At 73.6% G+C, this 26,667-nt stretch carries 25 protein-coding genes and 1 pseudogene; 12 read left to right on the forward strand and 14 right to left on the reverse strand.

Annotation, left to right across the window (positions count from 1 at the left end; all coding sequences use genetic code 11):
- Positions 1–156: 156 nt before the first annotated feature.
- The 4 genes from IOD16_RS12625 to IOD16_RS12640 form a co-directional block, all read right to left on the reverse strand.
- Positions 157–1,011, reverse strand: a complete 855-nt coding sequence (locus IOD16_RS12625; RefSeq protein ID WP_201440193.1) for an alpha/beta hydrolase — start codon at positions 1,009–1,011, stop codon at positions 157–159.
- A gap of 144 nt (positions 1,012–1,155) precedes the next feature.
- Entirely contained in the window at positions 1,156–2,226 is a 1,071-nt protein-coding gene (locus IOD16_RS12630; protein ID WP_201440194.1) for a zinc-dependent alcohol dehydrogenase, read from the reverse strand.
- Entirely contained in the window at positions 2,214–3,557 is a 1,344-nt protein-coding gene (locus IOD16_RS12635) for an MGH1-like glycoside hydrolase domain-containing protein (protein WP_123742067.1), read from the reverse strand. The genes IOD16_RS12630 and IOD16_RS12635 overlap by 13 nt, the downstream gene beginning before the upstream one ends.
- Positions 3,558–3,561: 4 nt before the next feature.
- Complete coding sequence (locus IOD16_RS12640; RefSeq protein ID WP_123742066.1) at positions 3,562–4,326, reverse strand: sugar phosphate isomerase/epimerase family protein; 765 nt, start codon at positions 4,324–4,326, stop codon at positions 3,562–3,564.
- Between the two features lie 214 nt (positions 4,327–4,540).
- Here IOD16_RS12640 and IOD16_RS12645 point away from each other — a divergent pair, with 214 nt between their 5' ends.
- The 7 genes from IOD16_RS12645 to IOD16_RS12675 all read left to right on the forward strand — a co-directional run bounded on the left by IOD16_RS12645 (position 4,541) and on the right by IOD16_RS12675 (position 12,843).
- Entirely contained in the window at positions 4,541–5,932 is a 1,392-nt protein-coding gene (locus IOD16_RS12645; protein ID WP_201440195.1) for an ABC transporter substrate-binding protein, read from the forward strand.
- Between the two features lie 10 nt (positions 5,933–5,942).
- A complete protein-coding gene (locus IOD16_RS12650) occupies positions 5,943–6,881 on the forward strand; it encodes a carbohydrate ABC transporter permease (RefSeq protein WP_201440196.1) in 939 nt (312 codons plus the stop codon).
- The gene (locus IOD16_RS12655; RefSeq protein WP_201440197.1) at positions 6,878–7,744 is read left to right on the forward strand and encodes a carbohydrate ABC transporter permease; all 867 of its coding nucleotides are present in this window, start codon (positions 6,878–6,880) and stop codon (positions 7,742–7,744) included. The genes IOD16_RS12650 and IOD16_RS12655 overlap by 4 nt, the downstream gene beginning before the upstream one ends.
- Positions 7,745–7,794: 50 nt before the next feature.
- Complete coding sequence (locus IOD16_RS12660) at positions 7,795–8,994, forward strand: ROK family transcriptional regulator (protein ID WP_201440198.1); 1,200 nt, start codon at positions 7,795–7,797, stop codon at positions 8,992–8,994.
- A 48-nt stretch (positions 8,995–9,042) separates the two neighbouring features.
- On the forward strand, positions 9,043–11,223 hold the full coding sequence (locus tag IOD16_RS12665) for an alpha-galactosidase (RefSeq protein WP_201440199.1): 2,181 nt from the start codon (positions 9,043–9,045) through the stop codon (positions 11,221–11,223).
- The gene (locus IOD16_RS12670) at positions 11,223–12,149 is read left to right on the forward strand and encodes a Gfo/Idh/MocA family protein (protein ID WP_201440200.1); all 927 of its coding nucleotides are present in this window, start codon (positions 11,223–11,225) and stop codon (positions 12,147–12,149) included. Before IOD16_RS12665 ends, IOD16_RS12670 begins: the two co-directional genes overlap by 1 nt.
- A 151-nt stretch (positions 12,150–12,300) precedes the next feature.
- Positions 12,301–12,843: a hypothetical protein gene (locus IOD16_RS12675; RefSeq protein ID WP_201440201.1), complete on the forward strand. Its 543-nt coding sequence runs from the start codon at positions 12,301–12,303 to the stop codon at positions 12,841–12,843.
- A gap of 130 nt (positions 12,844–12,973) precedes the next feature.
- Here IOD16_RS12675 and IOD16_RS12680 read toward each other — a convergent pair whose 3' ends face one another.
- Entirely contained in the window at positions 12,974–13,519 is a 546-nt protein-coding gene (locus IOD16_RS12680) for a DUF6630 family protein (protein ID WP_201440202.1), read from the reverse strand.
- A 205-nt stretch (positions 13,520–13,724) separates the two neighbouring features.
- Between IOD16_RS12680 and IOD16_RS12685 the strand changes: the two genes are divergently transcribed.
- Positions 13,725–14,702 (forward strand): cellulase family glycosylhydrolase, encoded by a 978-nt coding sequence (locus tag IOD16_RS12685; RefSeq protein ID WP_236594939.1) that lies wholly within the window; start codon positions 13,725–13,727, stop codon positions 14,700–14,702.
- Positions 14,703–14,813: 111 nt separating this feature from the next.
- Here IOD16_RS12685 and IOD16_RS12690 read toward each other — a convergent pair whose 3' ends face one another.
- On the reverse strand, positions 14,814–15,419 hold the full coding sequence (locus tag IOD16_RS12690; protein ID WP_201440204.1) for a hypothetical protein: 606 nt from the start codon (positions 15,417–15,419) through the stop codon (positions 14,814–14,816).
- A gap of 74 nt (positions 15,420–15,493) precedes the next feature.
- On the opposite strand from IOD16_RS12690, the gene IOD16_RS12695 reads away from it, so the two are divergent.
- The 3 genes from IOD16_RS12695 to IOD16_RS12705 all read left to right on the forward strand — a co-directional run bounded on the left by IOD16_RS12695 (position 15,494) and on the right by IOD16_RS12705 (position 18,064).
- The gene (locus IOD16_RS12695; RefSeq protein ID WP_201440205.1) at positions 15,494–15,643 is read left to right on the forward strand and encodes a hypothetical protein; all 150 of its coding nucleotides are present in this window, start codon (positions 15,494–15,496) and stop codon (positions 15,641–15,643) included.
- Between the two features lie 340 nt (positions 15,644–15,983).
- Positions 15,984–16,931, forward strand: a complete 948-nt coding sequence (locus IOD16_RS12700) for an IS481 family transposase (protein WP_201440206.1) — start codon at positions 15,984–15,986, stop codon at positions 16,929–16,931.
- 80 nt (positions 16,932–17,011) lie between these two features.
- Complete coding sequence (locus tag IOD16_RS12705) at positions 17,012–18,064, forward strand: histidine phosphatase family protein (RefSeq protein WP_201440207.1); 1,053 nt, start codon at positions 17,012–17,014, stop codon at positions 18,062–18,064.
- Between the two features lie 21 nt (positions 18,065–18,085).
- On the opposite strand, the gene IOD16_RS12710 is transcribed toward IOD16_RS12705, so the two are convergent.
- Positions 18,086–18,601, reverse strand: coding sequence for a hypothetical protein (locus IOD16_RS12710; RefSeq protein WP_201440208.1), 516 nt, complete (start codon positions 18,599–18,601; stop codon positions 18,086–18,088).
- Between the two features lie 137 nt (positions 18,602–18,738).
- Between IOD16_RS12710 and IOD16_RS12715 the strand changes: the two genes are divergently transcribed.
- Entirely contained in the window at positions 18,739–19,560 is an 822-nt protein-coding gene (locus IOD16_RS12715) for a peptidoglycan DD-metalloendopeptidase family protein (protein ID WP_201440209.1), read from the forward strand.
- A gap of 111 nt (positions 19,561–19,671) precedes the next feature.
- On the opposite strand, the gene IOD16_RS12720 is transcribed toward IOD16_RS12715, so the two are convergent.
- From IOD16_RS12720 to IOD16_RS12745, 7 genes and pseudogenes are all read right to left on the reverse strand, one after another.
- The gene (locus tag IOD16_RS12720; RefSeq protein ID WP_201441331.1) at positions 19,672–20,481 is read right to left on the reverse strand and encodes an NPP1 family protein; all 810 of its coding nucleotides are present in this window, start codon (positions 20,479–20,481) and stop codon (positions 19,672–19,674) included.
- Positions 20,482–21,487: 1,006 nt separating this feature from the next.
- On the reverse strand, positions 21,488–21,739 hold the full coding sequence (locus tag IOD16_RS40155) for an ATP-binding protein (protein ID WP_328809492.1): 252 nt from the start codon (positions 21,737–21,739) through the stop codon (positions 21,488–21,490).
- A gap of 316 nt (positions 21,740–22,055) precedes the next feature.
- Positions 22,056–22,958 (reverse strand): annotated as a pseudogene (locus IOD16_RS41215) (HAMP domain-containing protein); the annotation flags it as partial.
- Positions 22,955–23,644 carry a response regulator transcription factor gene (locus tag IOD16_RS12730; RefSeq protein ID WP_123742052.1) on the reverse strand — a complete coding sequence of 230 codons (690 nt, stop codon included), beginning with the start codon at positions 23,642–23,644 and terminating at the stop codon, positions 22,955–22,957. The gene IOD16_RS12730 and the pseudogene IOD16_RS41215, both read right to left, overlap by 4 nt.
- Positions 23,641–24,825: a streptophobe family protein gene (locus tag IOD16_RS12735; RefSeq protein WP_201440211.1), complete on the reverse strand. Its 1,185-nt coding sequence runs from the start codon at positions 24,823–24,825 to the stop codon at positions 23,641–23,643. The genes IOD16_RS12730 and IOD16_RS12735 overlap by 4 nt, the downstream gene beginning before the upstream one ends.
- Positions 24,825–25,619 carry an ABC transporter permease gene (locus tag IOD16_RS12740; RefSeq protein ID WP_201440212.1) on the reverse strand — a complete coding sequence of 265 codons (795 nt, stop codon included), beginning with the start codon at positions 25,617–25,619 and terminating at the stop codon, positions 24,825–24,827. The genes IOD16_RS12735 and IOD16_RS12740 overlap by 1 nt, the downstream gene beginning before the upstream one ends.
- Positions 25,616–26,524: an ABC transporter ATP-binding protein gene (locus tag IOD16_RS12745; RefSeq protein ID WP_442978120.1), complete on the reverse strand. Its 909-nt coding sequence runs from the start codon at positions 26,522–26,524 to the stop codon at positions 25,616–25,618. Before IOD16_RS12745 ends, IOD16_RS12740 begins: the two co-directional genes overlap by 4 nt.
- Between the last annotated feature and the right edge of the window lie 143 nt (positions 26,525–26,667).

Below are 26,667 nucleotides of genomic sequence, written 5' to 3' on the forward strand. Positions count from 1 at the left end.
GGGCGCGGTCGAAGTCGCCCTGACCGCACGGCCGACCGTAGCCGCACCCGGGGCAGCGCACTGTGGTCCGTTCGTACCACAAGCACCGACCGGTTCCCCCTGCACGGGAGCTGCCCGCCGCGGCGACCGCGGCGGGCAGGGTGCCTGGCGCGCGGGTCAGGTCAGGTTCGTCCGCAGCACGTCCCACTCGGTGGCGCACAGGCCGCAGTTCGGGCCGACGAACTGGGCCTTGCTCGCCTGGTCGCCCTTGAGCTGCCACTTCAGCCAGTGCCCGCCGACCCGGCCGAACTCGCCGCCGTCGGGCTGGTCGAACGTGCCGAGGTGCCCGACGTCGAGGTTGCCCATGAACGCGGGCAGCCCGGCCGGCAGCCGGCCCCGGTGGTCCATCGCGTTCTCGTAGGCGATGTCGGTCGGTCCGCCGATGAAGTAGGCGATCGGCACGCGCAGCCGCTGCAACAGGTGGTTCTGCGAGTCGCCGAGCATGCCGCTGTTCCACAGCACGGTGGTGGTCAGGCGCGGGTCGGCGGCCACCTCGTAGGTCTCGATGCCGCCGCACGATTGGCCCATCACGGCGATCTTGGTGGTGTCGATCCGCCCGTAGTACTTGCCGGTCCGCCGGGAGTTCTCCGCGACCGCCCAGTCGGTGGAGGCGGTGAGCATCTCCGAGTCGGTGGAGCCGCTGCCGCCGGGCCTGCCGTTGGCGATGACCAGGAAGCCGTGCGAGGCCCATCCGGTCAGGATGTTCCGGAACCACGTCCCGTCGGCGCGGCACGCGCCGTCGCCCCAGGCGACGATGGGCAGCTTGACGCCCGCCGGCAGGGTGTCGGGTCGGTAGATCGTGTGGTTGGTCAACCGCAGGGTCGTCTCGTAGCCCGCGGGGCAGGGGCCCGAGCCGCCGAGGACCGAGAGCGGCGTCCGGGGTGCGGCCGCCGCGCCGACCGGGCCGGTGGTCGTCGCGGTCAGCACTCCGGCCAGGGCGAGGACGGTGAGGATCGCACTGCGCAATCGCATGGCTTCTCCACCGGTGGCGTAGGTGGGTTCGGTGCGACGTCGTCGGAATCCGGCACACCGGACCCGCCCGCGGCCGGCGACGGCGCGGGGACCGGCGGAACCACCGATGTCCCACCGCCGGCGCCCCGGAGCCGGGGCGCGACGCTAGGCGTCACCGCGCGGGTGGTCGTACCCATCCGGCGCGGGGAACTCCAGCACCACCTGCGTCACCCGCTCCGGATGGGTGTCGAGCAGGTCGTAGGCCCACGCGGCGTCGGTGAACGGCACGACGTGCGACACCAGCGGCCGCAGCGACAGCCGGCCCCTGACGGCCAGGTCGATGACGGTGGTGTTGAGTCGCCGGCGGTCCCAGCGGTGCGCGAGACCGGGTGCGACGCCGGAGATCTGCGAGCACACCAGGTCGACCCGGTTGTGGTGGAACTCCTCGCCGAGGAACAGCCCCCGCGCCTCGCCCTGGTAGAAGCCGGCCGTGACGACGCGCGAGTTGTAGGCGACCGAGCGGACCGCCTCGTGCAGCGCCTTGGGGTTGCCGCTGACCTCCAGGGCGACGTCCGCGCCGCGACCGGAGGTCGCCGCGCGGACCTGCTCGGCGATCCGGCCTTCGCCGGCGTCCAGCGCCACGTCGGCGCCGAGGTCCCGGGCCAGCGCCAGGCGGTCGGGGAGGGTGTCGACCCCGATCACCCGCGCGCCGTTGCGCCGGGCGAGCTGGGCGACGATCTGCCCGACCACGCCGAGGCCGAACACCACGGCGGTCTCGCCGACGTGGAGGTCGGCGTCCAGCACGACGTTGAGCGCCACCGAGCCGATGTGGCTGAAGATCCCCAGCACCGGGTCGGCCGCCGGGTCGAGCACGCGTGCCGCCGCGTACTCCTCCTCCACCACGGTCGTCGAGCGGTGACCCCACACGCCCCACACGACCTGGCCGGGCCGGACCGCGGTGACCTCGTCGCCGACCTCCACCACCTCGCCGACCTCCTCGTACCCCACCACCACCGGGTACGCGACCTCCGGCCGGCCCGGCACGAACAGGCGCGCGTCGGGGTCCCACGTCTTCACGACGTGCGCGTTGGTGCCGCGGTACTGGGTCAGCTCCGTGCCCGCCGAGATGCCCGAGTACCGCGTGCGCAGTCGGACGCCGGTCGCGTGCAGCGGCGGGTCGGGCTCTTCCGCGATCGAGACGCACCCCGGCGCGTCCAGCCGCACTACCGTTGCCATCCTTGCCCTTCCGGTTCACGCGCGAGGACGTCCAGCAGGAGCGCCGCCGTCCAGCTGAAGTGGTCCGAGCCGAGGCCCTCGCCGGTCACCGGGTGGAAGTACTCCCGGAACCCGGCGCCGGCGACCAGGCCGACCATGTCGGCCGCCAGCCGGGCGGCGTGCCCGGTCTCGCCGTGCGCCAGCAACGCCCGCCACAGCAGCCAGGTGGTGTTGAGCCACGTCGGTCCGCGCCAGTACCGGCGCGGGTCGGCGTCGGCGGCGGTCAGGTCGTAGCTGGGCACGCCGCGCACGCCCGGGGCCGCGAACGCCGGTCCGGTGAGGGTCGCCAGCAGCGCCGACCGGTGCCCGCCGGGCAGCAGCAGCGGGACCAGGCCGGAGACCGTGCGCTTGGCGAGGGGACGGCCGGTGCGCGCGTCGAGCGCCACGTAGCACCCCAGCACCGGGTCGAACAGCCGCGTGTGGATCTGGTGCGTCAACTCCCGCGCCCGCTCCACGTGCCTGCCCGGGTCGACGCCGATGCGGCGGGCGAGCGCCGCCAACGCGTGCTCCGACCAGGCGAGCACCGCGCAGAACAACGGGTCCACGGTGCAGAACGGCAGGCTGAGCAGGTCGTCGTCGGCGTAACCGCGGTCGCGGTAGGCGGCGACGATGCCCATGTAACGCGCGTAGTCGTCGTCCGTCGGCCGGTGCCCGGCGTCGGCGTGCCGCAGGTCGCGCCGCAGCACCGCGATGTCGTCGGCCAAACCCGGGTCGACCGCGCCGAGCGGTTCGTCCCACGACGGGCTGTTGTCCAGCCCCGACTCCCACGGGTGCACGATGCCGACCAGCCCGGACGCCACGCGTCGCCGGTCGAACAGGTAGTCGTGGGAGCGCGCGAGCCGCGGGTACAGGCGCCGGACGGCCGCGTCGGCGGCGGCGCCCGGGTGGCGTTCGACGACGGCGAGCAGCGCGGCGGCGTGCACCGGCGGCTGGACCAGGCCCGTGGTCGACACCCCCGCCGGCGGCCCGTGCCGCGGCAGCGGTCGCCAGAACGCCGGGCCGGGGAAGTAGGCGTCGGCCGGCACGGCGGGGTTGAACACGATCTGCGGCACCCGCCCGTCGCCCCACTGCGCGCCGTGCAACGCGGTCAGCTCCGCGAACGCCCGGCGCGGGCTCAGGTGCGCCTGGCCGACCGCGATGAACGCCGAGTCCCAGCTCCACTGGTGCGGGTACAGCGCGGTCGTCGGCACGGTGGCCGACCCGCGCCAGTTCCGCAGCAGGGTCGCGGCGGCCTCGCGCCGCAGGCCGGCGATGTCCGGCGCCCGCGGCTCCGGCGTCGTCCCGATGCTCACCACCTCACCCGCCGGCCTGCCGCAGCACGCCGACCGCCGCCCCCAGGACGACCTCGGCCGGACCGGACAGGCGGCACGCGAGGCTCGTCCACCCCTCGTACCCGGCGGCGTCGAGCGCCGCGAACAGCGCCGGCCAGTCGACGTGGCCCGCGCCGGGTTCGAGCCCGGTGGAGTCGGCGAGCCCGACGTGCCCGAGCCACGGCCCGGCCGCCAGCAGCGCGCCGGCCGGGTCGGCCTCCTCGATGTTCATGTGGAACGTGCCGGCGGCCACCCGCACGGCCGGCGACCCCGCCGCCCGGCACAGCTGCGCGGCCTGGTCGAGCGTGTTGACGGGCCGGCCCTCGTAGCGGTTGACCGGTTGCAGGCAGAGCGACACGCCGTCCCGCCCGGCCTGCTCGGCGAGGCGGCGCAGACCGTCCGACCACGTGTCCCGGTCCGGGGTGGACGATCGTTGCCGCGGCACCCGGCGCAGGTCCGACAGCGGCACCACCACGGTCCGGGTGCCCAGCGCCGCGAGCGAGGACACCTGCCGCAGCCCGTCGCCGAGGTCGTCGCCGACCAGCGGCAGCGCGTCCAGGCACACCGAGGGCATCACCACACCGCGCCCGGCCGCGCGTTCGAGCACGCCGAGCCTCGCCGCGAACGCCTCGCCGTCGCGTGCGCGCAGCTCGATGCCGTCGAACCCCGCCGACTGCGCGAACTCCCACTTCTGCTCGATCGAGGCGCCCGGCAGCAGCTGCTCCTGGCAGGCGATCTTCCACTGCGGCATGGCGACATTAATCCCGCGATCAGTCAAAACGACAATGCGGCATCCCGATCCCCGCGCGGGTTTAGCCGCCGACAGCGCGTCAACCGCCTGGTACGGCCCCGAAGTCACGTCCGGATTGGCGGTTGTCACGGGACAAACCCGGGTGTTCAGTGACGCCACCGAACACCCGGCCCTGGCCCGTGAGAGGTCGCGGACCACCGGAAGGGAGCACCCGATGACCCGACGCGGACTGCGCGCGCTCGCCGCCGCGACGCCTCTCGCCCTCGTGCTGTCGGCCTGCGGCGGCGGTGACCCCGGTGGCGCGGCGGACGGTCCGCTGGTCTTCTGGACCATCGAGGACACCGCCGACCGGGTGCGCGCCCAGGAACGCCTGCTGGCGGCGTTCACCGAGCGGACCGGCATCGAGACCGAGGTGGTCGCGATCGCCGAGAACCAGCTCACCACCGTGCTGACCTCGGCCGCCGCGTCCGGCGAGCTGCCCGACGTCATCGGGTCGATCTCGCTGCCGATCATGAGCCAGTTGCGCACCGACGACCTGCTCGACACCGACGCGGCCAAGCAGGTCGTGGACGCCCTCGGCGCGGACACGTTCGCGGCGCAGTCGCTGGAGCTGACCCGGGAGGGCGACACGCAGCTCGTCGTGCCCAGCGACGGCTGGGCGCAACTCCTGTTCTACCGCAAGGACCTGTTCGCCCAGGCCGGGTTGGCGCCGCCGACCACCTACGACGCCATCCGGCAGGCCGCCGAACGGCTCGACCGGGACGACGTCGCGGGGATCACCGCGAGCACCACGCCCGCCGACGTGTTCACCCACCAGACGTTCGAGCACCTGGCCCTCGCCAACGGCTGCGACCTCGTCGACGACGACGGGCGGGTTGCGCTGGACAGCCCCGCGTGCGTCGGCGCGTTCCAGTTCTACACCGACCTCCTCACCCGCCACTCGGTGGCGGGCAACCAGGACGTCGACACCACGCGCGCCACGTACTTCGCGGGCAGGTCCGCCATGGTGATCTGGTCGTCGTACCTGCTCGACGAACTCGCGGGCCTGCGCGCCGACGCGCTGCCCACCTGCCCGCAGTGCCAGGCCGACCCGGCGTTCCTGGCGAAGAACACCGGCGTGGTGGCCGCCCTGAGCGGACCGGACGGCGGCGAGCCGACCACGTTCGGCGAGACCGCGTCGTTCGCGGTGCTCAAGGACGCCGCGACGGACGACGCCAAGAAGCTCGTCGAACACCTGATGAGCGACGGCTACCGGGACTGGCTGGCCATCGCGCCGGAGGGCAAGGTGCCGGTCCGCGCGGGCACCGGGGACAACCCGCGCCAGTACGCCGAAGCGTGGCTCGGCCTCGACGTCGGCGTGGACACCAAAGCGCCGCTGTCGGAGTTCTACGACGCGCAGACGCTGCGGGTCGTGCAGGACAGCCCGCGCAGCTTCAGCCGGTGGGGCTTCCCCCAGGGCAAGGCGGAACTCGCGGGCGCCGTCGCCGGCCAGCTGGTCGTGCCCAAGGCGCTGGCCGGGGCCCTGAACGGCGGCGGCGACGCGCCCGCCGCCGCGCGCGAGGCGACCGAGCGGGCCGCCGGCATCGCCCGGGAACTCGGCGAGTAGCGGGTCCGCGGTGGCGCGCACGCTGAAGCAGCACGACGCCCGCACCGGGCTGCTGCTGCTCACCCCGACGCTGGTGATCGTGCTCGCGGTCGTGCTCGTGCCGCTGGCGTGGTCGGTGCTCATCGCGTTCCAGCGGGTGCGGCTGATCGACATCGGCCGCACCGGGCTGCTCGAGAAGCTGACACCGGACAACTTCGCCCGCGTCCTCGCCTCGGACGTGCTGTGGCACAGCCTGCGCACCACGGTCGTCTACACGGCGGGCTCGACGATCCTCGCCGTCGTGCTGGGCCTCGTCGCGGCGCTGGCGCTGCGCCGGCCGTTCCGGGGCCGGTCGCTCGTGCGCGCCGCGATGCTCATCCCCTACGTGGCCCCGGTCGTGGCGGTCACGTTCGTCTGGCGCGTGCTGCTCAACCCCGAGTTCGGCATCGTCAACAGCTGGGGCACGCGGCTGTTCGGGTGGGACGACCCGATCGCGTTCCTGTCGCAGGCACGCGGCGAGATCACCCTGTTCGGGCTCGACGTGCCGGTGCCCACCGCCCTGCTGACCGTGATCGCGTTCGAGGGCTGGCGGTACTTCCCGTTCGCGTTCCTGTTCCTGCTGGCCCGCTTGTCGGCCCTGCCCGGCGACCTGGAGGAGGCCGCGACCGTGGACGGCGCGACACCGACGCAGCGCTTCCGCCACATCGTGCTGCCGCAGCTCATGCCGGTGATCGCGGTGCTCGTGGTGCTGCGCACCATCTGGACGTTCAACGAGTTCGACGACATCTTCCTGCTCACCGGCGGCGCGGCCGGCACGGAGGTGGTGAGCGTCCGGGTGTACGAGCTGCTGACCGTGCAGCGCAACGTCGGCGCGGCGGCGGCCCAGTCCGTGCTGCTGGCGGCGGTGCTGGTGCTGCTGCTCGGCGCCTACCTGTGGCTGCTGCGGCGACGGGAGGCGACGAAGGCATGACGCGCGACCGGTTCGAACGGGCGGTGCTCGCCGTGCTGCGGCCGGTGGTCGTCGTGGGCTTCCTGATCGCCACGCTGCTGCCGTTCTACTACATGCTGATGCTGTCGCTGCGGCCGATCGAGGACCTGCTGCGGCGACCGGACTCGCTGCTGGTCGACCTGGGGCAGCTGACCCTGGCGACCTACGCCGACGTGCTGCGGCCCGTGGCGGAAGGCGGCCAGGGCTTCCTCGGCCTGCTGGGCAACAGCGCGGTCGTCGCCACGGCGTCGGTGCTCGTGGCGCTGGCGATCGCCATCCCCGGCGCGTACGCGGTGAGCAGGCTCGAGTTCTTCGGCAGGCGGCAGGTCAGCGCGCTGTTCCTGGCCGTGTACCTGTTCCCGGCCATCGTGCTGGCGATCCCGCTGTTCGTGCTGCTCACCCGGATGCAGCTGCGCGGCTCGGCGGCCGGCCTGGTGCTCGTCTACATCGCGCAGACCGTGCCCGTCGCCATCTACATGCTCAAGAACTACTTCGAGACGATCCCGGCGAGCGTCGAGGAAGCGGGCCTCGTCGACGGCCTGAGCCGGGTCGGCGTCATCCGGCGGATCAGCCTGCCGCTGGCCATGCCCTCGGTCGTCGCGACCGGCGTCTTCGTGTTCATGATCGCCTGGAACGAGTTCCTGTTCGCCCTGCTCTTCCTGGTCGAACGACGCGACCGCTGGACCGTCTCCCTCGGCCTCGCGCAGCTGTCCGGCAGCGTCGAGATCCCCACCACCGTGCTCATGGCCGGCTCGGTCGTCATCACGGTGCCGGTGGTGCTGCTGTTCTTCCTGACCGAACGGCTACTCTCCCAAGGGCTGACCAGCGGCGCGGAGAAGGGCTGACCGCGGTGGTGGCAGCGGGTCCGACACCTCCGGCGGGGAAGGAATCCCGGGTGGCGCGCAGCGGGTTCACGGCGTCGCCGGGCGAGATCCTCGCACTGGTCCGGTCCGGCCGGGTCCGGACGCGGCGAGACCTCCAGGAGCTCACCGGCCTGTCGCGCTCCACGGTCGCGCTGCGCCTGAGCCAGCTCATCTCCGCCGGGTACATCCGGGCCGTGGAACAGCGGCGCGGCACGGCGGGACGACCGGCCGAGGTGCTGTCGTTCGAGGAGAGCGACAAGCTGGTGCTCGCGGCCGACCTCGGCGCCACCCACGCGCGGTTCGCGCTGACCGACGCGGGCGGGCGGGTGCTGGGCGAGCGCACCGAGGACCTGCCGGTCGACCAGGACCCCGACGTCGTGCTGAAGATCGTCCTGCGGCGGTTGCGGGAGCTGCTGAAGAGCGCCGGGCGGGACCGCGCCCGGCTCGTCGGGGTGGGCGTGGGACTGCCCGCGCCCGTCGACTTCCGGACCGGACGACCGGTGCAGCCGCCGATCATGCCCGGCTGGCACGGCACCGCGGTGGCCAAGACGCTCTCCGACGCGCTGGGCTGCCCGGCGTTCGTCGACAACGACGCCAACCTCCTCGGCCTCGGCGAGGTCCGCGAGCGCTACCCCGACGTGGACAACCTGCTGTTCGTGAAGGTCGGGACCGGGATCGGCGCCGGGGTGATCCTCGGCGGCCGGCCCGAGCGCGGCTCGACCGGCCAGGGCGGCGACATCGGCCACATCCGGATCGCCCGGCCGGTCGACGGCGCCCGGTGCCGGTGCGGCGCGACCGGCTGCCTGGCCGCGCACGCGAGCGGCGCGGCCCTGGCGGCCCGGCTCCGCGAACGGGGCATCGAGGCGCGCACCAGCCGTGACGTCGTGCGGCTCGTGCTGGAAGGCGACGCGGACGCCATCACGCTGGTCCGGGACGCCGGCCGGCTGCTGGGCGAGGTGCTGGCGACGGCCGTGGCGCTGCTCAACCCTACCGTCGTGGTCATCGGCGGCGACCTCGCGCTCACCCGCGAGCACCTCCTCGGCGGGGTGCGGGAGCGGCTGTACGAGCGGACCGTGTCGGCGTTGGCCAGCAGCGTGGCGGTGGTGGAGAGCCTGCTCGGAGATCGGGCCGGTGTCCACGGGGCGCGGCACATGGTGATCGACCAGGTGTTCTCGGCGGAGGCGGTCGACGCCCGGCTCGCGCCGGACGTGGCGGGCGCGTCGGAGAGCTGATCGTTGACGGGGTCGTGTCGGTCCGGAACCACTCCGCGGAGGAGAGCGATGCCTGCTGTCACCCGAACCACGTGCGCCGGGCGGCCCGCCTGGTTGGTGCGGACGTCGTGCAGCGCGATGCTGGTGTCCGTCGCGGACGGCGGGGCGTTGGTGCTGGACCACTGGGGCGGTGACGGTGGTGCCCTGGACGGCGGCCTCAACGGCGACTCGTACTTGCCGCACACGCCGTGGAACCGGCCGTCGCAAGCCCACTTCCTCGACGGTGTCCCGTTGGCGTACTCGGTGCACGGCGACCGGGCGTTCAAGGAACCAGGGTTGGTGGTGGCGCGCCAGGACGGCTCGTCGGTGTCACGGCTCACGTTGAGCGAGGACCACGTCGACGGCGACGTGCTGCGGCTCGTGTTCGAGGACCCGGGTTCGGGTCTCCTGGTGGAACACCGGTTCGCGGCGGCGGTCGAGCACGGGATCGTGGTGCGCGACGTCCGGGTCGAGAACCGGGGCGCGCAGCCGCTGCGGGTGGAGCGGATCGCCAGTGCCGTGCTCGGCCTGCCGCCCGCGCGCTACCAGGCGTGGACCCTGACCGGCCGGTGGGGTGACGAGTACCAGCTCACCCGACGCGACCTGATGCCGGGCAAGGTGGTGCTCGACAGCCGGCGCGGGTTCACCAGCCACGAGGCCAACCCCTGGTTCGCGCTGACCGAGGCGGGGCAGGACGGGCCGGTCTGGTTCGGCGCGCTGGCGTGGAGCGGCAACTGGTCGATCGTGTTCGAGACCGAGCGCAACGACGCGCTGCACGTGGTCGCCGGGATCAACCCGTTCGACTCGGCCTGGCACCTCGAACCCGGCGAGAGCTTCCGCACCCCGCCGCTGGTCTGCGGGTACGCCGACGACGGCCTCGACGGCGCGGCCCGGCTGATGCACCGCTACCAGCGCGACCACGTGCTGCCCGCACGGCACCGCGGGACACCCCCGCCCGTGCACTACAACACGTGGCTGGCCACGTCGTTCGACGTGGAGGTGGGGCACCAGGTCGAGCTCGCCACGCGGGCGGCCGAGCTGGGCGTTGAGCTGTTCGTCGTCGACGACGGCTGGTTCGGCGCGCGGCGGGACGACCACGCCGGCCTCGGCGACTGGGTGGTCGACCCGGCGAAGTTCCCCGGCGGGCTGGGCGAACTGGTCGACGAGGTCCACCGGTTGGGCATGAAGTTCGGGATCTGGCTGGAACCGGAGATGGTCAACCCCGACAGCGACCTCCACCGCGCCCACCCCGACTGGGTGCTGCACCTGCCGGACCGCGAGACCACCCTGTCCCGCAACCAGCTCGTGCTCAACTTCGCTCGCGACGACGTGCGGGAAGGCGTGGTCGAGCAGGTCCGCGCGTTGTTGCGCGAGCACCGGATCGACTTCGTGAAGTGGGACCACAACCGGCCCTACACGGAGGTCGGCTGGCCGCAGGCGCCGGTCGAACGACGCCGTGAGGTGTGGGTGCGTCACGTCCGGGGCGTGTACGAGGTGATCGCACGGCTGCGCGCCGAGTTCCCCGACCTGATGATCGAGACGTGTGCGGGCGGTGGCGGGCGGGCCGACCTGGGCATCCTCGGGGTGGCCGACCTGGCGCAGGTCAGCGACAACACCGACCCGTCGGACCGGCTGCGCGTGCAGCACGGGTTCAGCCGCGCTTACGCGCCGAGGGCGATGGTCGGGTGGGTGGCCGACACACCGGAGCCCACCACCGGCCGCACCAGCCCCCTGGAGTTCCGGTTCCACGTGGCGATGCAAGGCGTGCTGGGGATCTCCGGCGACATCCTGGCGTGGGGCGAGGACGAACGGACCCGGGCGGCGGGGTTGATCGCCGAGTACAAGCGGGTGAGACCGACCATCCAGGACGGAGACCAGCACTGGCTCGTGCCGCCGTCGGACAGGGGGCCGTGCGCGGTGCAGTACGTGTCCCGTGACCGGGACGAGGTGGTGGTGTTCGTGTACCAGGTGCGCGGGGTGGTGGGGGAGGGACCGCGTCGACTCCGGTTGCGCGGGTTGGACGCCGGGCGGCGTTACCGGCGGTCGGGCGACGGCGCGGTCACGACCGGGGCCGCGTTGATGGCCGTGGGGCTGCCCTCGGCCTTCCCGCCGCCGGAGGCGCCGGGGCACACCGAGGACTGGCGCAGTCGGGTCGAGGTGTGGCGGGCGGTGCGGGAGGAGTCGGGCGCGGTCCGGCAGGAGGAGGTCTGATGAAGGTGGCGTTGGTGGGGACGGGTTACATCGCCGGGCGGCACGCGGCGGCGTTGACCGGGGCGGGGGTGGAGATCGTCGGCCACGTCGGCAGGTCGGGGGTCGACGAGGCGGCGGCCCGGTGGGGCGGTCGCGCGTACCGGGACACCGCCGGTCTGTTGGCGGCAGAGGAAGTGGACGCGGCGTGGATCTGCGTCCCTCCCGCTGCCCACGGCGAGATCGAGCAGGCGTTGGTCGAAGCCGGTGTGCCGTTCTACGTCGAGAAGCCGATCGGCACGGACGTCGACGGGCCGCGCCGGATCGAAGCGGTGGTGCGCGAGAGCGGGCTGATCGTCGAGGCAGGTTACTACTGGCGGGGCATGGAAGTGATCCCCGAACTGCGGCGCATGCTCGCCGAGACGCCACCGCACCTGGTGCGCGCCGCCTGGCACGGCCTCGTGCCGCCGGTGCCGTGGTGGCGCGTCGAGGCGGAGAGCGGCGGACAGGTCGTGGAACAGGCCACGCACCTGTTCGACTTGGCGCGGTTCCTGCTGGGCGAAGCGGAGGTCCTGCACTCGGTGGGGCGGCGTTCGGCGCTCGGCGACCACCCGGGGTTGGACGTGGCGACGGTCAGCGCCGCGACCCTCGCGTTCGAGTCCGGAGTGGTGGGTGTGTTCACGGCGACGTGCGTACTGCACGGGACGGTGGACGCCGGCATCGAGTTCCACTGCGAGGGGAGGAAGGTGACGCTGACGAACAAGGCGTTGCGGTGGGAAGACGCCGACGGCGGCCATGAGGTGCCGGTCGGGCGCGACCCGCTGGTCGTCGCGGATGAACGGTTCCTGAGCGCGGTGCGGGAGCGGGACCCGAGCCGGATCTTGTGCGATTACTCCGATGCGGTTCGTACGCAGGAGCTTTGCTGCAGGGTGCGGGAGATGGCTGGTTGAGGGGGCGGGGGTGTGGGGCGGCTCGATTCGACATGGGTCCGGGCCTCGGTGGGCAGGTGCGGTAACGATGGTGTCCGGTGCGCGATAGAGGAATGCCGATATCGGCGAATCCGCATTTCTGCGGAATTCGTGTTCGGAAAGGGGAACCGCCATGTCCCGAGTCGCCTCCTTCCTCGCCGCGGTCCTGATCACCGTCGCGTCGGTCCCGCTCGTCGCCACCGGCACGGCCGGCGCTGCCGGGCTCGACCTCACGTGCACCCCGCCCAGCAGCGCGAGCCTGCTGTTCGACCCGCCCGCGACCAGCTCCCCGCAGAACATGACGCTCACGGTGTCCCGGCAGTACGGCCCCTGCGTCTCGGCCACCCACCCGGACATCACCTCGGGCCAGTCGACCGCCGGCGGCGCGGTCACGGGGGCCACCTGCCTGAGCCTGCTCGGCGCGAACGCGCTCACCATCACCATCACCTGGAACACCGGTCAGACGTCCGTCCTGTCCGGCAACAACGTGTCGAGCCTCAGTGGCGTCACGCTGACCGTCGTCACCACCGGCACGGTCACCTCGGGCGTGTTCGCGGGAGCGACGTTCGTGCACACCATCGTCTACCCCAGCACGAACATCCTGCTGTGCAACCTGGGCCTGGGCTCCCTGTCCGGTCTGTACGGCCAGGTGGTCCTGGAGATCATCACCCCGTGAACCGGTGCGGGACGCTCACTCGATCGGGCGAAGGATGCAACCTGGGACAACCCGAACCGCATCTCTCACGTTAGCCGGATAAAACGGCCGGCGGCGGCGACCACGGGTGGAGCGGGGGGCGAACAGGGAGTCAGGAGGTCGGTGGCGGCGTCGCAGGGCGAGCGGGTTCGCCGAGGACGTCTGCGGTGAACCCCGTCGCGGTGGCCAGCTCGCGCAGGGTGTCGGCGTGCTCATCGGGCAGCAGCACGAGCGGGTAGCAGTCGGACTCGATGTCGAGCACCGCGAGGGTCGTGCCGGTGGCCCGGAGCTCGCGGCCCGCTCGCTCCAGGAAGTCGTATGCGGGCAGGTCCTCGTCGAGGCCAGCGAACCAGTCCCACGCCCGCGGGTCGGCGGGGCCGGAGCGCAGGGACCGGAGCTGCGCGACGATCTCGCCGGCCGCCTCCTTCCAGTCCACCTCGGCCAGCAGGTCGTGGTCGGTCAGCGCGTCGACCAGGGCGATCCACGCCAGCTCGGGCAGGGGTTCGTCGATGCCGCGGTCGTCGAGGCGCTCGGCGTGGGTTCGGAGGTAGGTGGCGGGGTCGTCGTGGGCGCTCGTGACGCGGTCGGCGACGTCCGGCGCGTCGGGGGCCAGCAGGGCGGCCAGGGCGACCAGCGCGTCCCGCACCGTTGACGACACGTTCGGCCTCCTCGGTTCGTGGCCCGTGATCGTAGCAATGGCTTAACCGATTCATGTCCGCTGGTGACGTTCATCTGATCGTGTCTGGACCTTGACCGCTTAACCGGTTAACTGATTGCATTCGCGTCCGAACCGGGTGGGTGCTCCGCCGCCGGCCCGTCGGTTCGGACGTCAACGATGTCAACGACGACATGGTGAGGTGGACGTGGTCAAACGATGGGCTTCGGTCGCGGTGGCGGCGCTGGTCGTGCCGCTGCTCAGCACCCCGGCGGCGTCGGCCGCGAACGGGTTCTACGTCGGCAACGGGCGGCTGTACGACGCGAACGGCAGCGAGTTCGTGATGCGCGGGGTCAACCACGCGCACGCCTGGTACCCCGACCGGACGGCGCAGGCGCTCAAGGACGTCAAGGCGCTGGGCGCGAACAGCGTGCGCGTGGTGCTGAGCACGGGCGCGCGGTGGACGTGGACCAGCACCTCGGCGGTCTCCTCGATCGTCTCGCAGTGCAAGGCCGACAAGCTGGTGTGCGTGCTCGAAGCGCACGACACCACCGGCTACGGCGAGCAGGGCGGCGCGGTGACGCTGAACCAGGCGGTGGACTACTGGTTGGGCGTCAAGAGCGCGCTGGTCGGCCAGGAGAAGTACGTCATCATCAACGTCGGCAACGAGCCGTACGGCAACAACAACTACGGCAACTGGACCAACGACACCCGCAACGCCATCTCGCGGCTGCGGTCCAACGGCTTCACGCACACGCTGATGGTGGACGCGCCGAACTGGGGCCAGGACTGGTCGAACACCATGCGCGCCAACGCGTCCGCGGTGTTCAACGCCGACCCCCAGCGCAACACCGTCTTCTCGATCCACATGTACGGCGTGTACGACACCGCGGCCGAGGTGACCTCGTACCTCAACGCGTTCGTCAACGCCCGGCTGCCGATCGTGATCGGCGAGTTCGGCGACAACCACTCCGACGGCAACCCGGACGAGGACACGATCATGGCCACGGCCCAGTCGCAGCGCCTCGGCTACCTCGGCTGGTCGTGGAGCGGCAACGGCGGCGGTGTCGAGTACCTCGACATGGTCACCGGCTTCAACCGCGCCGGCCTGACCGCCTGGGGCAACCGCATCTTCAACGGCGCGAACGGGATCAGGTCGACGTCCCGGCAGGCCACTGTCTACTGAGGACCCGGTGAGGTGGTCGGGGGCGTGCCAAGCCCTCGACCACCTCGGGTGGTGAGGGCGGTCGACGTCATCCGTGCCGGGCCGGCGCCGGGGGTGTCGCGGCACGCGAAGTCACCGGTGGCCTTCTGGTGCATCAGCCGCAGGCACGTGCCCAGCGCGCTGGCCGTAGTGGTTGGGGTGCATGCTCTCCTGGCGGTCGCCCCGCGACGCGTACCCGGTGACGACCCACCGCACCCACTCGGCCACCGTGCCGGGCAGGGGGTTGGCGGCGGAGTCGGTCCTCGTCGCCTGGCGTGAGTCCGTGGGGCACACCTCGCGGCCGTCGAACGAGTCCCGCAGGCCGAGGAACCGCACGCCCCGGTCGGCGGCCACGCGCTTGAGCGTCCCGGCGATCGTGGGCACGAGGTGCTCTCGCGCCCAGTCGGCGTCCGAGTCCCACACCGGGCACCGCCCACCGCGACCCGCTCTCGGGGATCCGGAAGCGGCCGGCGGCGGGCATCGGCGAGGGGTAGGGCTGGAGGACGAACCGGTAGCTGCCCGCGCCCTGGGCGCGTCGAGCACCTCCTCGATCGCCTTGACCGTGGCGCCGACGTCCGCGCGGACCCGGTCGAGCTGCCCGGCGATCGTGGGCCCCCACTTCGGCGCGCACTCGTAGGAGGAGAGGCAGCCCTTGACGCAGTCGGCGATGATGGTCGCCGAGCCCGAGGTCGTTGCCACCGACGGACAGCACGACGAGGTCCACCCGGTAGTCGCGGACGACGGCGCGCAGCAGCTCGACCTGGTTCGGCTGGTTGCGCGCGGCGTCACCGGCGCGCACGTCGGACGTGGTCGCGCCGGAGCACGCCAGGTTGTCCGCCGTGACGTCGGGGACGGCGGCGCTGACGATCTCGGCCGACGTCGAGCGGTGGCACGTGTTCGTGGCGGTGCGGGTGTCGCCGTAGACCTTCCGCGGGTCCGTGGCGCAGCCGTTCGCGTCACACGCGGTGCGCGGGACATCGGCACTCCTCGGTGCGGTCCGGCTGCGGTAGGAGCGGGGCCGCCGGAGGAGAACGGTGTGGAGGCGGGTGAACCCGGTGGTGCGACGGGATGAACCTGGCCAGGTGAATGCGGTGCGCGGACGGTGATGCCGGGCGGCGCCCCGCTCACCCTGGTGGTGGTCGTGCCTGCGCTAGGTGTAGTGACTAATCAGGTTGTTGACGGCGTGTCGGGTTGAACGCAGGGAGGACCTCCGGGCGGAGTGGATGTGTCTGACGCATCCCATCGGCACACGGAGGTCCTCGCGTGCACAGTAACGCCCGCACCACGGTCCATGCCCGCAGGCTGATCGTGACCCGTCGCGCGGCCGGGTGGTCGCCCGCGAGCATCGCCGAGCAGCTCGGTATCTCCCGGGCCACCGTGCACAAGTGGCTGGCCCGGCACCGCGGTGAAGGAGACGCCGGGCCGGCCGACCGCAGCTCACGACCGCACCACAGCCCCCGGCGCACCCCGACCGAGATCGAGGACCGCATCCTCGCCGTCCGACGGTCGGTGCGACGCGGGCCGGTGCACCTGTCCGGACTGCTCGGACTGCCGGCCTCCACGATCGGCCGGGTCCTGCGCCGCCGCGCCGAGCCCGCCCTGGCCGTGACCGATGCGATCACCGGCCTGCCGGTGCGGCGCCGGCACACCGGCATCCGCTACGAACGCCCCCACCCCGGCGACCTGCTGCACGTCGACGTCAAGAAACTCGGCCGCGTCCCCGACGGCGGCGGCTGGCGGGCGCACGGCCGCAGCGAGAAGGTCCGCGGCCGGGGCATCGGCTACGACTACCTGCACGTCGCGGTGGACGACCGCACCCGCCTGGCCTACGTCGAGGCACTGCCCGACGAGCGCGACGCGACCTGCGCCGCCTTCCTGCACCGCGCCGTGGCCTGGTTCCGCGACCGGGGCGTCGTGGTGCTGCGGGTGCTCACCGACAACGCCAAGACCGACCGCGTCGGCGGCAACTGGCGGGCGGTCTGCGTCGCCCCGGGCATCCGCCGACGCTTCACCAAACCCGGCTGCCCCTGGACCAACGGCAAAGCCGAACGCTTCAACCGCACCCTGCGGACCGAGTTCGCCTACGCCCAAGCCTGGACCGGCAACGACCACCGCCTGACCGCCCTGCCCGACTGGGTCCACGACTACAACCACCACCGCGCCCACAGCGCCCTCGGCGGCCAGCCACCCATCACCCGACTGACCCCCTAGACGTCAACAACGTCACGAATCAGTACAGCTAGGCTGGGCGGCCGCCGGCGCTCGTCGACGACGCGAGGACAGGTGATGATGTGGGCCGGCAGTTCGCCGTGCTGATCCGCGGCCTCCCGGGTACGGGGAAGACCACGACGACGGCCTTGTTGAGGGACGCGTTGCCCCCATCGGTGCGGGTGTCGAACGACTCCGTCCGGTACATGGCGCACCCGCGCGACTTCACCGCGTTCACCCTCGAAGCGTCCGAGCTCGCGTGCCTCGACCTCGCCCTGTCCTATTGCGACAGCGGGTTCCTGCCGGTCGTGGACGGCGTGTTCGAGGACGTCGACTTCCTCGCCGGTCAGGCGGTGCGCTTCGACCGGCGCGGTCACCGGCTCGTCACGGTCTCACTGGCCGCCGACCTCGAAGACCTGCTGCACCGCAACCGGCTCCGCGACCCGTTCCAGCGGATGGACGAGGACCGGGTCCGCCGACTGCACGCGGCGTTCCGGCCGGCCGGCGTGTCCCTGGACATCCGGGGGAAGCTGCCCGAGGAGGTCTGCGACGACGTGCTCGACGTCATCGGGCGGGACCGGACCGACGGGCCGCCGACCGGGGTCGGCGACCACGAGGTCGACGTGCTCTTCCTCCGCCACGGCGAGCGCGGGCGCCCGCACGGGGCGGACCCGGTCGAGGTGGGCCTGTCCGCGCGTGGCCGGGCCGAGGCCGGGGCCGCGGCCGCGGCGGTCCGCAGGTTCGCGCCGGACGTGGTGCTCAGCTCGGACTCCGCGCCGGACCGGGAGACCGTCCGGCTCGCGACCGCGGGACTGGACGTGACCGCGGAGCGCGCCGAGGCGTTGCGGGACCGCGTTCCCCCCGGCGCGCCGGACGAGTCCCCCGAAGCGGTTCGCGACCGCGTGTGGTCGTTCTTCGACGAGCTGCCCGCCCGTCACGGCGGCAAGCGCGTCCTCGTCGTCGGCCACGCCGGGCCGCACTCGTGGCTGGTGGCACGGGCGCTGGGCGTCGACCGGCCGGGCGTGGGCCGGTTGCGGTGGGACACCGGGTGCTTCAGCCGGTTCACGCTGTCGGCCGGGCAGACCCGGCTCGAGACGATGAACGTGCCGCCCGACGCGGTGGTCCCCGGCCGGTGACCCGGTGCGGGGACCGTGTCGTCACGGTCGGTGGATGGTGAGGGTGGTCGGGCCCGTCACGCTCGACACCCCGCCGGACAGGCACTGGACGACGTTCGGCGTCACCAGGGTGATCACCTGCTCCGCGCCGGCGGGCGCGAAGCCGCCGGAGGTGATCACGCCGGTGTTCGTCACCACGACCTGACCGGCCACGGCGCTGGAGGTGACGTTGTACTGGAACTCGCTGGGCGCCACCGTCCCGCCCCAGGTGAAGGTGCGCAGCGCCGACCCGGAGTCGAACAGCACCAGGCAGGACGCGGTGAGGCTGAACGTCTCGGCGTACGTCCCGGTCACCGCGCCCGTGCTCGTGCACGCGGGGTAGACGCCGCTGACGGTGACCGTGACCGGCCGCGCGGTGAGGGTCAGCGGCGGGTCGAAGGTGGTGACCTCGGTGCCGACGCAGGTCTGCTCCAAGGCCAGGGCGTGCGCGGGCACGGTGGACGCGCCGGCGGCCAGCACGGCGACCAGGGCGCAGTGGGCGAGTCGTGACAGTCTCATGGTCGGACCGTCGCCGCGGCCGCGCGGCCGTTAGCCGGTCCGGGCGCGCACCACCCGCTCGACCGGACCGCCCACCCGAATGGCCGTCGGTCGAACACACCATGTCGGTGCGCCGCGCCCGTCCCTACGTTCAGGTGATGGGCAACGACTGGATCGGCAGACGGGCACTGCTGCGCGGGACGGTGGCGGCCGGGGTCGTCACGGTGGTGGGCGCGGGCACGGCGGGCGCCGCCGTCCCGGGGTTCTACCACCCGTTCAGCGGCTACCGGATCACCGGCACCTGGCAGGAGCACCTCGACCGCGGCTCGCTGGGCGGCATCGACTTCGGCATGGCGGTCGGCACCCGGCTGCCCGCGGCGGGCGGCGGCGTGGTGACCAACACCCCGTACAACGGCACGGGCGGCCACACCGTCACCATCCAGCACGACAACGGCTACCGCACCCAGTACCTGCACCTGTCCCAGTTCCTGCTGGCCAACGGCACCCGGGTCGGCATGGGCGCGGTCGTCGGGCTGTCCGGCGGCGCGGCCGGCGCACCGGGGTCGGGCTCCTCCACCGGGCCGCACCTGCACTGGCACATGATCAACCCGAGCGGCGCGCGCATCGACCCGCTGGTCTACCTCGGCAGCGGCGCCGGGCTGCCCAAGACGTCCACCGAGCAGGACGGCGTGCCCGGCCCGGTCATGTGGCGGCGGGCGCAGAACTGGCTGCGCCTGGAGCAGGGCTACACCGGGCCGATCGACGGCGTGCCGGGGGTGAACACGTACGCGGCGTTGCAGCGGGCGATGCGCGCGTACGGCTACGGGGGTCCGATCGACGGGGTGCCCGGTGCGAACACGTGGGCCGCGGTGCAGCGGTTGGCCGCGCGGTGGGGTTACACGGGGCCGATCGACGGCGTGATGGGGCCGAACTCGTGGCGCGGCTTCGCCCGCTTCCTCAACCAGGACAAGTACGACTGAACCGCCGCCACGTCACCGGAGGCGGTCGACGCCGCGCGCGGACCAGGGCCGCTACGGGTGCGCTCACCGGGTGACGGGGACCCCGCCCGCCGGACGGGGTCCCCGGGCCGGTCAGGCGTTCGGGTCGAACGGGATTCCGCTCGGCTTCGCCTGCGCGAGGTTGTAGTTGAAGGCGCTGTCCTTGATGGCCAGGCTCGCGCTGCCGAAGTCCGCGTTCACCAGGACGTCGCGGATGCCGGCGGGGAAGCGGTCCCAGGAGACCAGGTCCGGGTACTGCCACGCGCCGTAGTGGTTCTCCGGCTGCTCGCTCGCGCTCGCCAGGCGGAAGCAGTGCGTGCTCAGGCCGTCCTTGTGGTAGACGATCTTGGGGTGCGTGCCCTCCCAGGCGACCTGGGACCGCGGGTAGGTCGAGTACTTGCCGTGCGCGGACGTGGAGACGTACTGGGCCTGGTCGCCGCTCACCCACACGACCACGTGCTCGATGTCGTGGCGGTGGCCGCAGCAGTCGATGCCCGGCACGGCCTGGTCCTTCTCGAAGTACAGGTCGTAGAGGTAGGCGCACCAGTTGTTGTTGCACTTGGCGCGCGAGTACGAGTTGGTGTTGTCCAGGTCGGACTGGTCGCGGCACTGCCCGTTGAGGGCGCCGGAGTTCTTCAGCCCGGTGGCGATCGCCCCGGACGGCGAGATCGCCGGCGTCGGGTAGCAGCCGTCGGTGTCGTAGTCGAACGCCGGCTGCCACCTGCCGTCTTCGGCGGCGTGGTTCGCGGGCAGGGCCTGCGGCGGCTCGGCCCAGGCGGCTCCGGGCAGGAGCACCGCGAGCAGGGACGCGCCCACCAGCGCGCGCAGCAGTCTCACGGCGTGGCGCCGGGTGCGGGAAGGGGTTCGGGACGGGTCGGTCAGCTGGGCGGTCACGACGACCATGCCCTCCATCCGGTGTCGAGTGGCACGACGGCGGAGCCGGCCGACGTCGCGGAGATCATCGGCCGGCACCGAGGTTCCCGGCAGGGGCGTGACGTCGTCAACCCGCCGATGGTCGCCCCGAGGCGAACAGGCGGCGAACATCGGCGGCCCGCGCCGCGGCCCGGTCCGCGTGGCGAGGAGCCGGACGTGCGCCGGCGGGGCCGAACTCGCCGAAGCCGGCCGCCTGGTGCGAGCGCCGCTGGGCGGGTCCAGGCGGTTGCGCTCGGGGTCCTGCCACAGGTCCCGGCCGAGGGAGTGCCGGCCGCCGTCGCGGCGCAGCGTCAGCCACGCGTGGTGGAAGGTCTTCGCCGGGGCCGACATCGCGCCCCAGCAGGTCCGCAGCTGCGTCACGTCCTCGCCGGACACCTCGGTGTCCCGGTCCGGCCGTGAGAGCGCGTCCACGTCCGGCTCGTGCGGCATCCGCCGGTCGTCCAGGAGGTCGGACAGCCCGCCACCACGCCCGTCCGCCGCGCGGGAGTCGAAGCTGATCGCCTCGGTCCGGGGCACGAGGACCGACCAGAACCGGGGGTGGGCGTCGAGGAAGCGGATGACGGCGCCCGCGCGCGGCAGGTCCAGGTCGGGATCGGCGACCAGTTCGCGCAGGCGGGCCAGGCTCGGCCGGCCCGGTGGCGTCGAGGTCGGGCCCGGCGCGCCCGACGAGCCGCCCGACGATGCCGCTGTCCAGGCTGTCCTCGATCACCGCGCGCACCTGGTCCGGGCCGAACCGGGCGGACAAGCGGCCTTCGGGGTCGGTGCCGTGCGGAGGCGACCGCCGTCGCGGACTCGTCCGGTGCGCCCAGCGCTCATCCCGGCCAGGAGGTCGTCCAACTCGTCCAGGGACGAGCGCTGCGGGTCGTCGTCACGGGTACTCGTCGTGGCCCGGTCGGGTGGGGTGCATCGAGGTCTCCCCGAGGACGCGGGCGGGTTGTTCAGAGGACCCGTAAACCCGCCCGCGCAACTGGGCGGATCAGGTGTCCGGGTCGGGCGCCTGGTCGAGCAGGGGCAGGGTGAGCCGGAAGCGGGCGCCTTCGCCGAGGGCCGTGTCCAGCTCGACGTCGCCATCGTGCGCGCGGGCGAGGGAGCGGGCGATGGCCAGGCCCAGCCCGGCGTTCGCGCCGCCCGCGCGGTGGCGCGAGCGGTCGGCGCGGTAGAAGCGGTCGAACACCCGGGTCGCCTGCTCGGCCGCCACACCGGGGCCCTCGTCGGCCACCTCCAGCACGGCGCGGCCGTCCGCCGTGCCGACGGACGGCGGTGCCCGGCGGGGTGTGGGCGGCGGCGTTGCCGACCAGGTTGGCGACCACCTGGCGCAGCCGGTCCTCGTCGCCGTGCACCGGGGCCGGCCCGGGCGGTCCGGCGGCGTCGGGGCCGGTGAGCTCGACCGACCGGGACGGGTCGAGGGCGCGCAGGTCGTGCCGGGCGTCGTTGGCGAGGGTGCGCAGGTCCATCGGCGCCCGGTCGAGCTGGCCCTCGGGCGCCTCGTCGAGCCGGGCGAGCAGCAGCAGGTCCTCGGTGAGCGCGGTGAGCCGGGTGGCCTCGCGGTCGATGCGGCGCATCGCCTCGTCCACGTCGGCGCGCCCGGGCATCGCGCCCATCCGGTACAGCTCCGTCGAGCCCTTGATGCCGAACAGCGGCGTGCGCAGCTCGTGGCTGACGTCCGACAGGAACGCGCGCATCCGGGTCTGCGCCGCGGTCCGGTCGGCGAACGCCTGTTCGAGCTGGCCGAGCATGGTGTTGAGCGAGGCGGCGAGGCGCCCGACCTCCGTGCCCGGCGCGGCCAGGAGGGGCACGCGCCGGGTCAGGTCGCCGTCGGCGATGGCGGCGGCGGTGTGCTCGATCCGGCGCAGCGGGCGCAGGCCGCGGCCGAGCGCGAACCAGCCGACCGCCGTCAGCAGCACCAGCAGCACGGCGCCGCCGGCGAGGCTGGTGGTCCGGAGCCGGGCGACGGTGGCGTCGGCCTCGGCGAGCGGCGCGGCGACGACCACCGTCCCGCCCCACCCGGTGGTCGGCCGGGCCACCGCGCGCCACCGCGTCGAGCCGGTCGCGGCCCGCAGGTCCACGGCGTCGCCACCGGTCGGGACGGTGCGCAGCGCCTCGGGCGGTGGCAGCGCCGTGCGGTCCAGCCTGCTGGTGCGCAGGCCGCCCGCCACCTCGCCGCGCACGTCCAGGTACACCAGGTACGGCGCGCCGACCAGGTCCAGGGCGGGGTCGACGAGCTCGGGGTGGCGGGCGGTGTCCGCCGCGCCGGGCGGCCCGGTGGTCGACACGCCGGAGACGATCGAGGCGAGCGAGCGCAGCTGCCCGTCGATCCGGGCGAGCTGGTAGCGCTCCAGCTGGTCGGAGACGACCGCGCCGACGAGGCCCAGCCCGGCCAGCAGCAGGCCCGCGGTGAGCAGCAGCAGCCTGGCCCGCAGCGAGAACCGGCCCAGCGCCCGCCTCACCCCGTGGGCTCCCGCATCACGTAGCCGACGCCGTGCACGGTGTGGATCAGCTTGGGGTCCTCGACGTCGACCTTGCGCCGCAGGTAGGAGATGTAGGTGTCGACGATGCCCGCGTCGCCGCCGAAGTCGTAGCGCCACACCCGGTCGAGGATCTGGGTCTTGGACACCACGCGCCCGGCGTTCTCCATCAGGTAGCGCAGGAGCCGGAACTCGGTGGGCGAGACGCGGACGGCCCGGCCTGACCGCGTCACCTGGTGCCCCTCCGCGTCCAGCGCGAGCGCGCCCACGGTCAGCACGCCGGCCTGGTGGCCCGAGGTGCGGCGCAGGATCGCGCGGATCCGGGCGATCAGCTCCTCCAGGTCGAACGGCTTGGTCACGTAGTCGTCCGCGCCGAGCGACAGCCCGGTGACCTTGTCGGCCTGGCCGTCCCGCGCGGTGAGGAACAGGACGGGCACCGGGCCCCGGCGGCCCTCCGCGCGCCGCTCGCGCAGCCGCCGGACCACCTCGAACCCGTCCACGTCCGGCAGCATCACGTCGAGCAGCACGAGGTCGGGCGGCTCCGCGACGGCCGCGGCGAGCGCCTCGGCGCCGGTCGCCGCGGACGTCACCCGGAACCCGGCGAACCTCAGCGTCGCGGACAGCAGTTCGCGCACGGTGGCCTCGTCGTCCACCACCAGCAGTGTCATCGCCCGTCCCGGTCCGTCCACGCCGGCCAGGATACGGACGTCACCCTGAGGGAACCGTCGACGAGCAGGCTGCCCGAGAAGCCCGCCGCCGCGCCGCCCGCCGCCCCGAGCGCCAGGGCGACCAGCGGGTCCGCCGCCACCCGCGCGGCCAGGAGGGGGAGCGAGAACCCGAACGCGCCGATGCCCAGGTCCACCGACACGCGCGACACCAACGCCGACGCGCACAGCACCGGCCCCATCACCGCCGCGAGCCACAGGGCGAGGCGCGCGGCGCGGCGCAGCGGCGTGCCGTCGCGACCGCGGGACCGCGCGGCCACGACGCCGAGACCCAGCAGCCCGGCGACCGCCACCCACGTCAGCGGCCCGCCGGGGGCCGGCGGCCCGACCTCGCCCAGGACGCACGACAGCGCGCCGTCCGAGGTCACCGTCCACGGCACGCCCAGCCCGAGCGACAACGCGCCCGACACCACCAGCGGCAGCACGAGCAGCACGGCGCCGGCCGCCGCGGGGCCGGCGGACGCCCAGGCGACGACCAGGCACCCGACGGTGACCGCGATCGCCGTCCACCACCCGCCCCGCACGGCCGGCCGGCACCGCTCGGCCACCCGGAACCGCGCGACCAGCAGGCACACCCCGACGACCGCGAGCACCCAGCACACCGCGCCCGCCACCGCGGGCCAGACCGGCACCGCGAACCCGGCGCGGAGCGCGTCGACGGACCCGCCCCGGCCCGACGGCCCCACCGCCGGCACCCCGCAGACGGCCGCCCCGGACCCGCCTCCCGACGCGCCGCGCGGCAACGCCACCGCACCCCGGGCCGACCACGCCACGGCGGCCAGCCCCACCGGGAACGCCGCGGCCGCCGCCGCGCCGCGGACGAGCAGACCGTCCCGGCGTCGCAGCAGCAGCCACCCCAGCACCACCGCGCCCGCCAGGGAAACCCCCGACGGCACCACCGCGACGCCACCACGCAGGGCGAACGGCAGGTCGCTCGCCGGGACCGCGCCGAACTCCGCCGACCCGCCCGCGGCCAGCGCGACCACAGCCGCCGTGAGGCCGCCGAACGCGCCGATCCGGTCGGCGTCGAGCAGGAGCAACCCGGCCGCCGCGACCGCCCCCATGGCGGCCAGGGCCGCGACCGCGGCCACCACGCCCCGGCCCGCCTCCCTCGACGTGCCCATCACACGTCACGCCGGCCGAAGACGACGAACGCGACGGCCAGCACGGCGGCGACGCCCAGGCACATCCCGCCCAGGTTCAGCCAGGGGTGCGGGTAGGCGGGGTCCGGGACCGTCGCGAGCACCGCCACGGCGCCCTTGCTCGGCCAGAAGTCGACCAGGCCCTGGAGCCACGACGGGAACAGCCCCGACAGCGCGGGCACCAGGAACACGATCCCCACCAGCGTGGCGAGCGCGCCCGCCGTGGCCCGCGTGATCGCGCCGAGACCGATCGCCAGCAGCGCGATCGCCGCGAGGTACAGCCCGCCGCCCGCCACGGCGGGGAGCACACCGGGATCACCGAGCCCCGCGTGCGGCACGCCCTGCCCGGCGAGCACCGCCTGACCGAGCAGGAAGGCGGTGACCATCAACGACTGGCCCGCCACCGCGGCGACGGCGGTCACCACCAGCACCTTGGCCGCCAGCAGCCGGCTCCGGCGCGGCGTGGCGGCCAGCGACGTCCGCACCAGACCGGTCGCGTACTCGGAGGTGACGACCAGGATGCCGAGCACGCCGATGATCAGCTGCGCGACGACGTAGGTGGTCAGGCTGCGCTCGGTCGGGTCCCACGCGAGCCGTTGCGCGGCGGACGCGCCGCCGTGCTCCGCGCCGACCGCGCTCATCGAGAGGAACGCGATGCCGATCCCCACCGCGAACAGGCACGCCAGCGTGTACCAGGTGGAGCGCAGGCTGCGGAGCTTCACCCACTCCGCGCGCAGGGCGTGGCCGAACCCCGCCCGGGTCGCGGGCCGGCTCACGCCGCCGCCCCCTGGTACTCGACGCTGTCCTTGGTCAGCTCCATGAAAGCGTCCTCCAGCGACGGCCGTCGCGGCGTCAGCTCGCTGAGCGCGATGCCGTGGTAGGCGGCGAGCTTGCCGATCTCCTCGCCGGTCAGGCCGGAGACGAGCAGCGAGGACTCGACCCCGTCCCGCACGGTGGCGCCGGACGCGGTCAGCCGCAGCGCGAACGCGGCCGGCTCGGCCGTGCGGACCAGCACGGCGCCCTCGCCGCGGCCGCGCAGGAACTCGTCCACGCCGGTGTCGGCGATGAGCCGGCCGCGGCCGATGACGACCAGGTGGTCGGCGGTCTGCGCCATCTCGCTCATGAGGTGGCTGGAGACGAGCACCGCGCGTCCCTCGCGGGCCAGGGACCGCATGAAGTCCCGGATCCAGCGGATGCCCTCGGGGTCGAGGCCGTTCACCGGCTCGTCGAAGATCAGCACCCGCGGGTCGCCCAGCAGCGCCGCCGCGATGCCGAGCCGCTGCCTCATGCCGAGCGAGAACCCGCCCGCCCGCTTGCCCGCCACGCCTTCGAGCCCGGTCCGGGCGAGCACCTCGTCGACCCGCCGCCGGGGCAGGCCGTTGCTGAGGGCGAGCGCCAGCAGGTGGTCGTGCGCCTTGCGGGCGCCGTGCACGGCGCCCGCGTCGAGCAGCGCGCCGACCTCCGCCAGCGGCACGGGCAGGTCGCGGTAGCGGCGTCCGCCGACCGTGGCGGAACCGCTCGTGGGGGCCGCCAGCCCCAGGATCACCTTCATGGTCGTGGACTTGCCCGCGCCGTTCGGCCCGAGGAACCCGGTCACCTGCCCGGCCTCGACGGTGAACGACAGGTCGTCCACCACGGTGTCGGGCCCGTACCGCTTGGTCAGGCCCCGCACTTCGATCATCGTCATGGGTTCGAGCCTGGCGCGCCGGTCCGGCCGATTCCCGAATGATCCTGGGAGAACCCTGGGAACCCGACGTCCCGACCACTCGCCGCGCGCCGCCGGGGCGCGGCACTCACAGGGAACACCCAGGCCCGGGTCGCCGA

Origin of the sequence: Saccharothrix sp. 6-C (assembly GCF_016695385.1) — a bacterium.
Lineage (GTDB): Bacteria > Actinomycetota > Actinomycetes > Mycobacteriales > Pseudonocardiaceae > Actinosynnema > Actinosynnema texasense.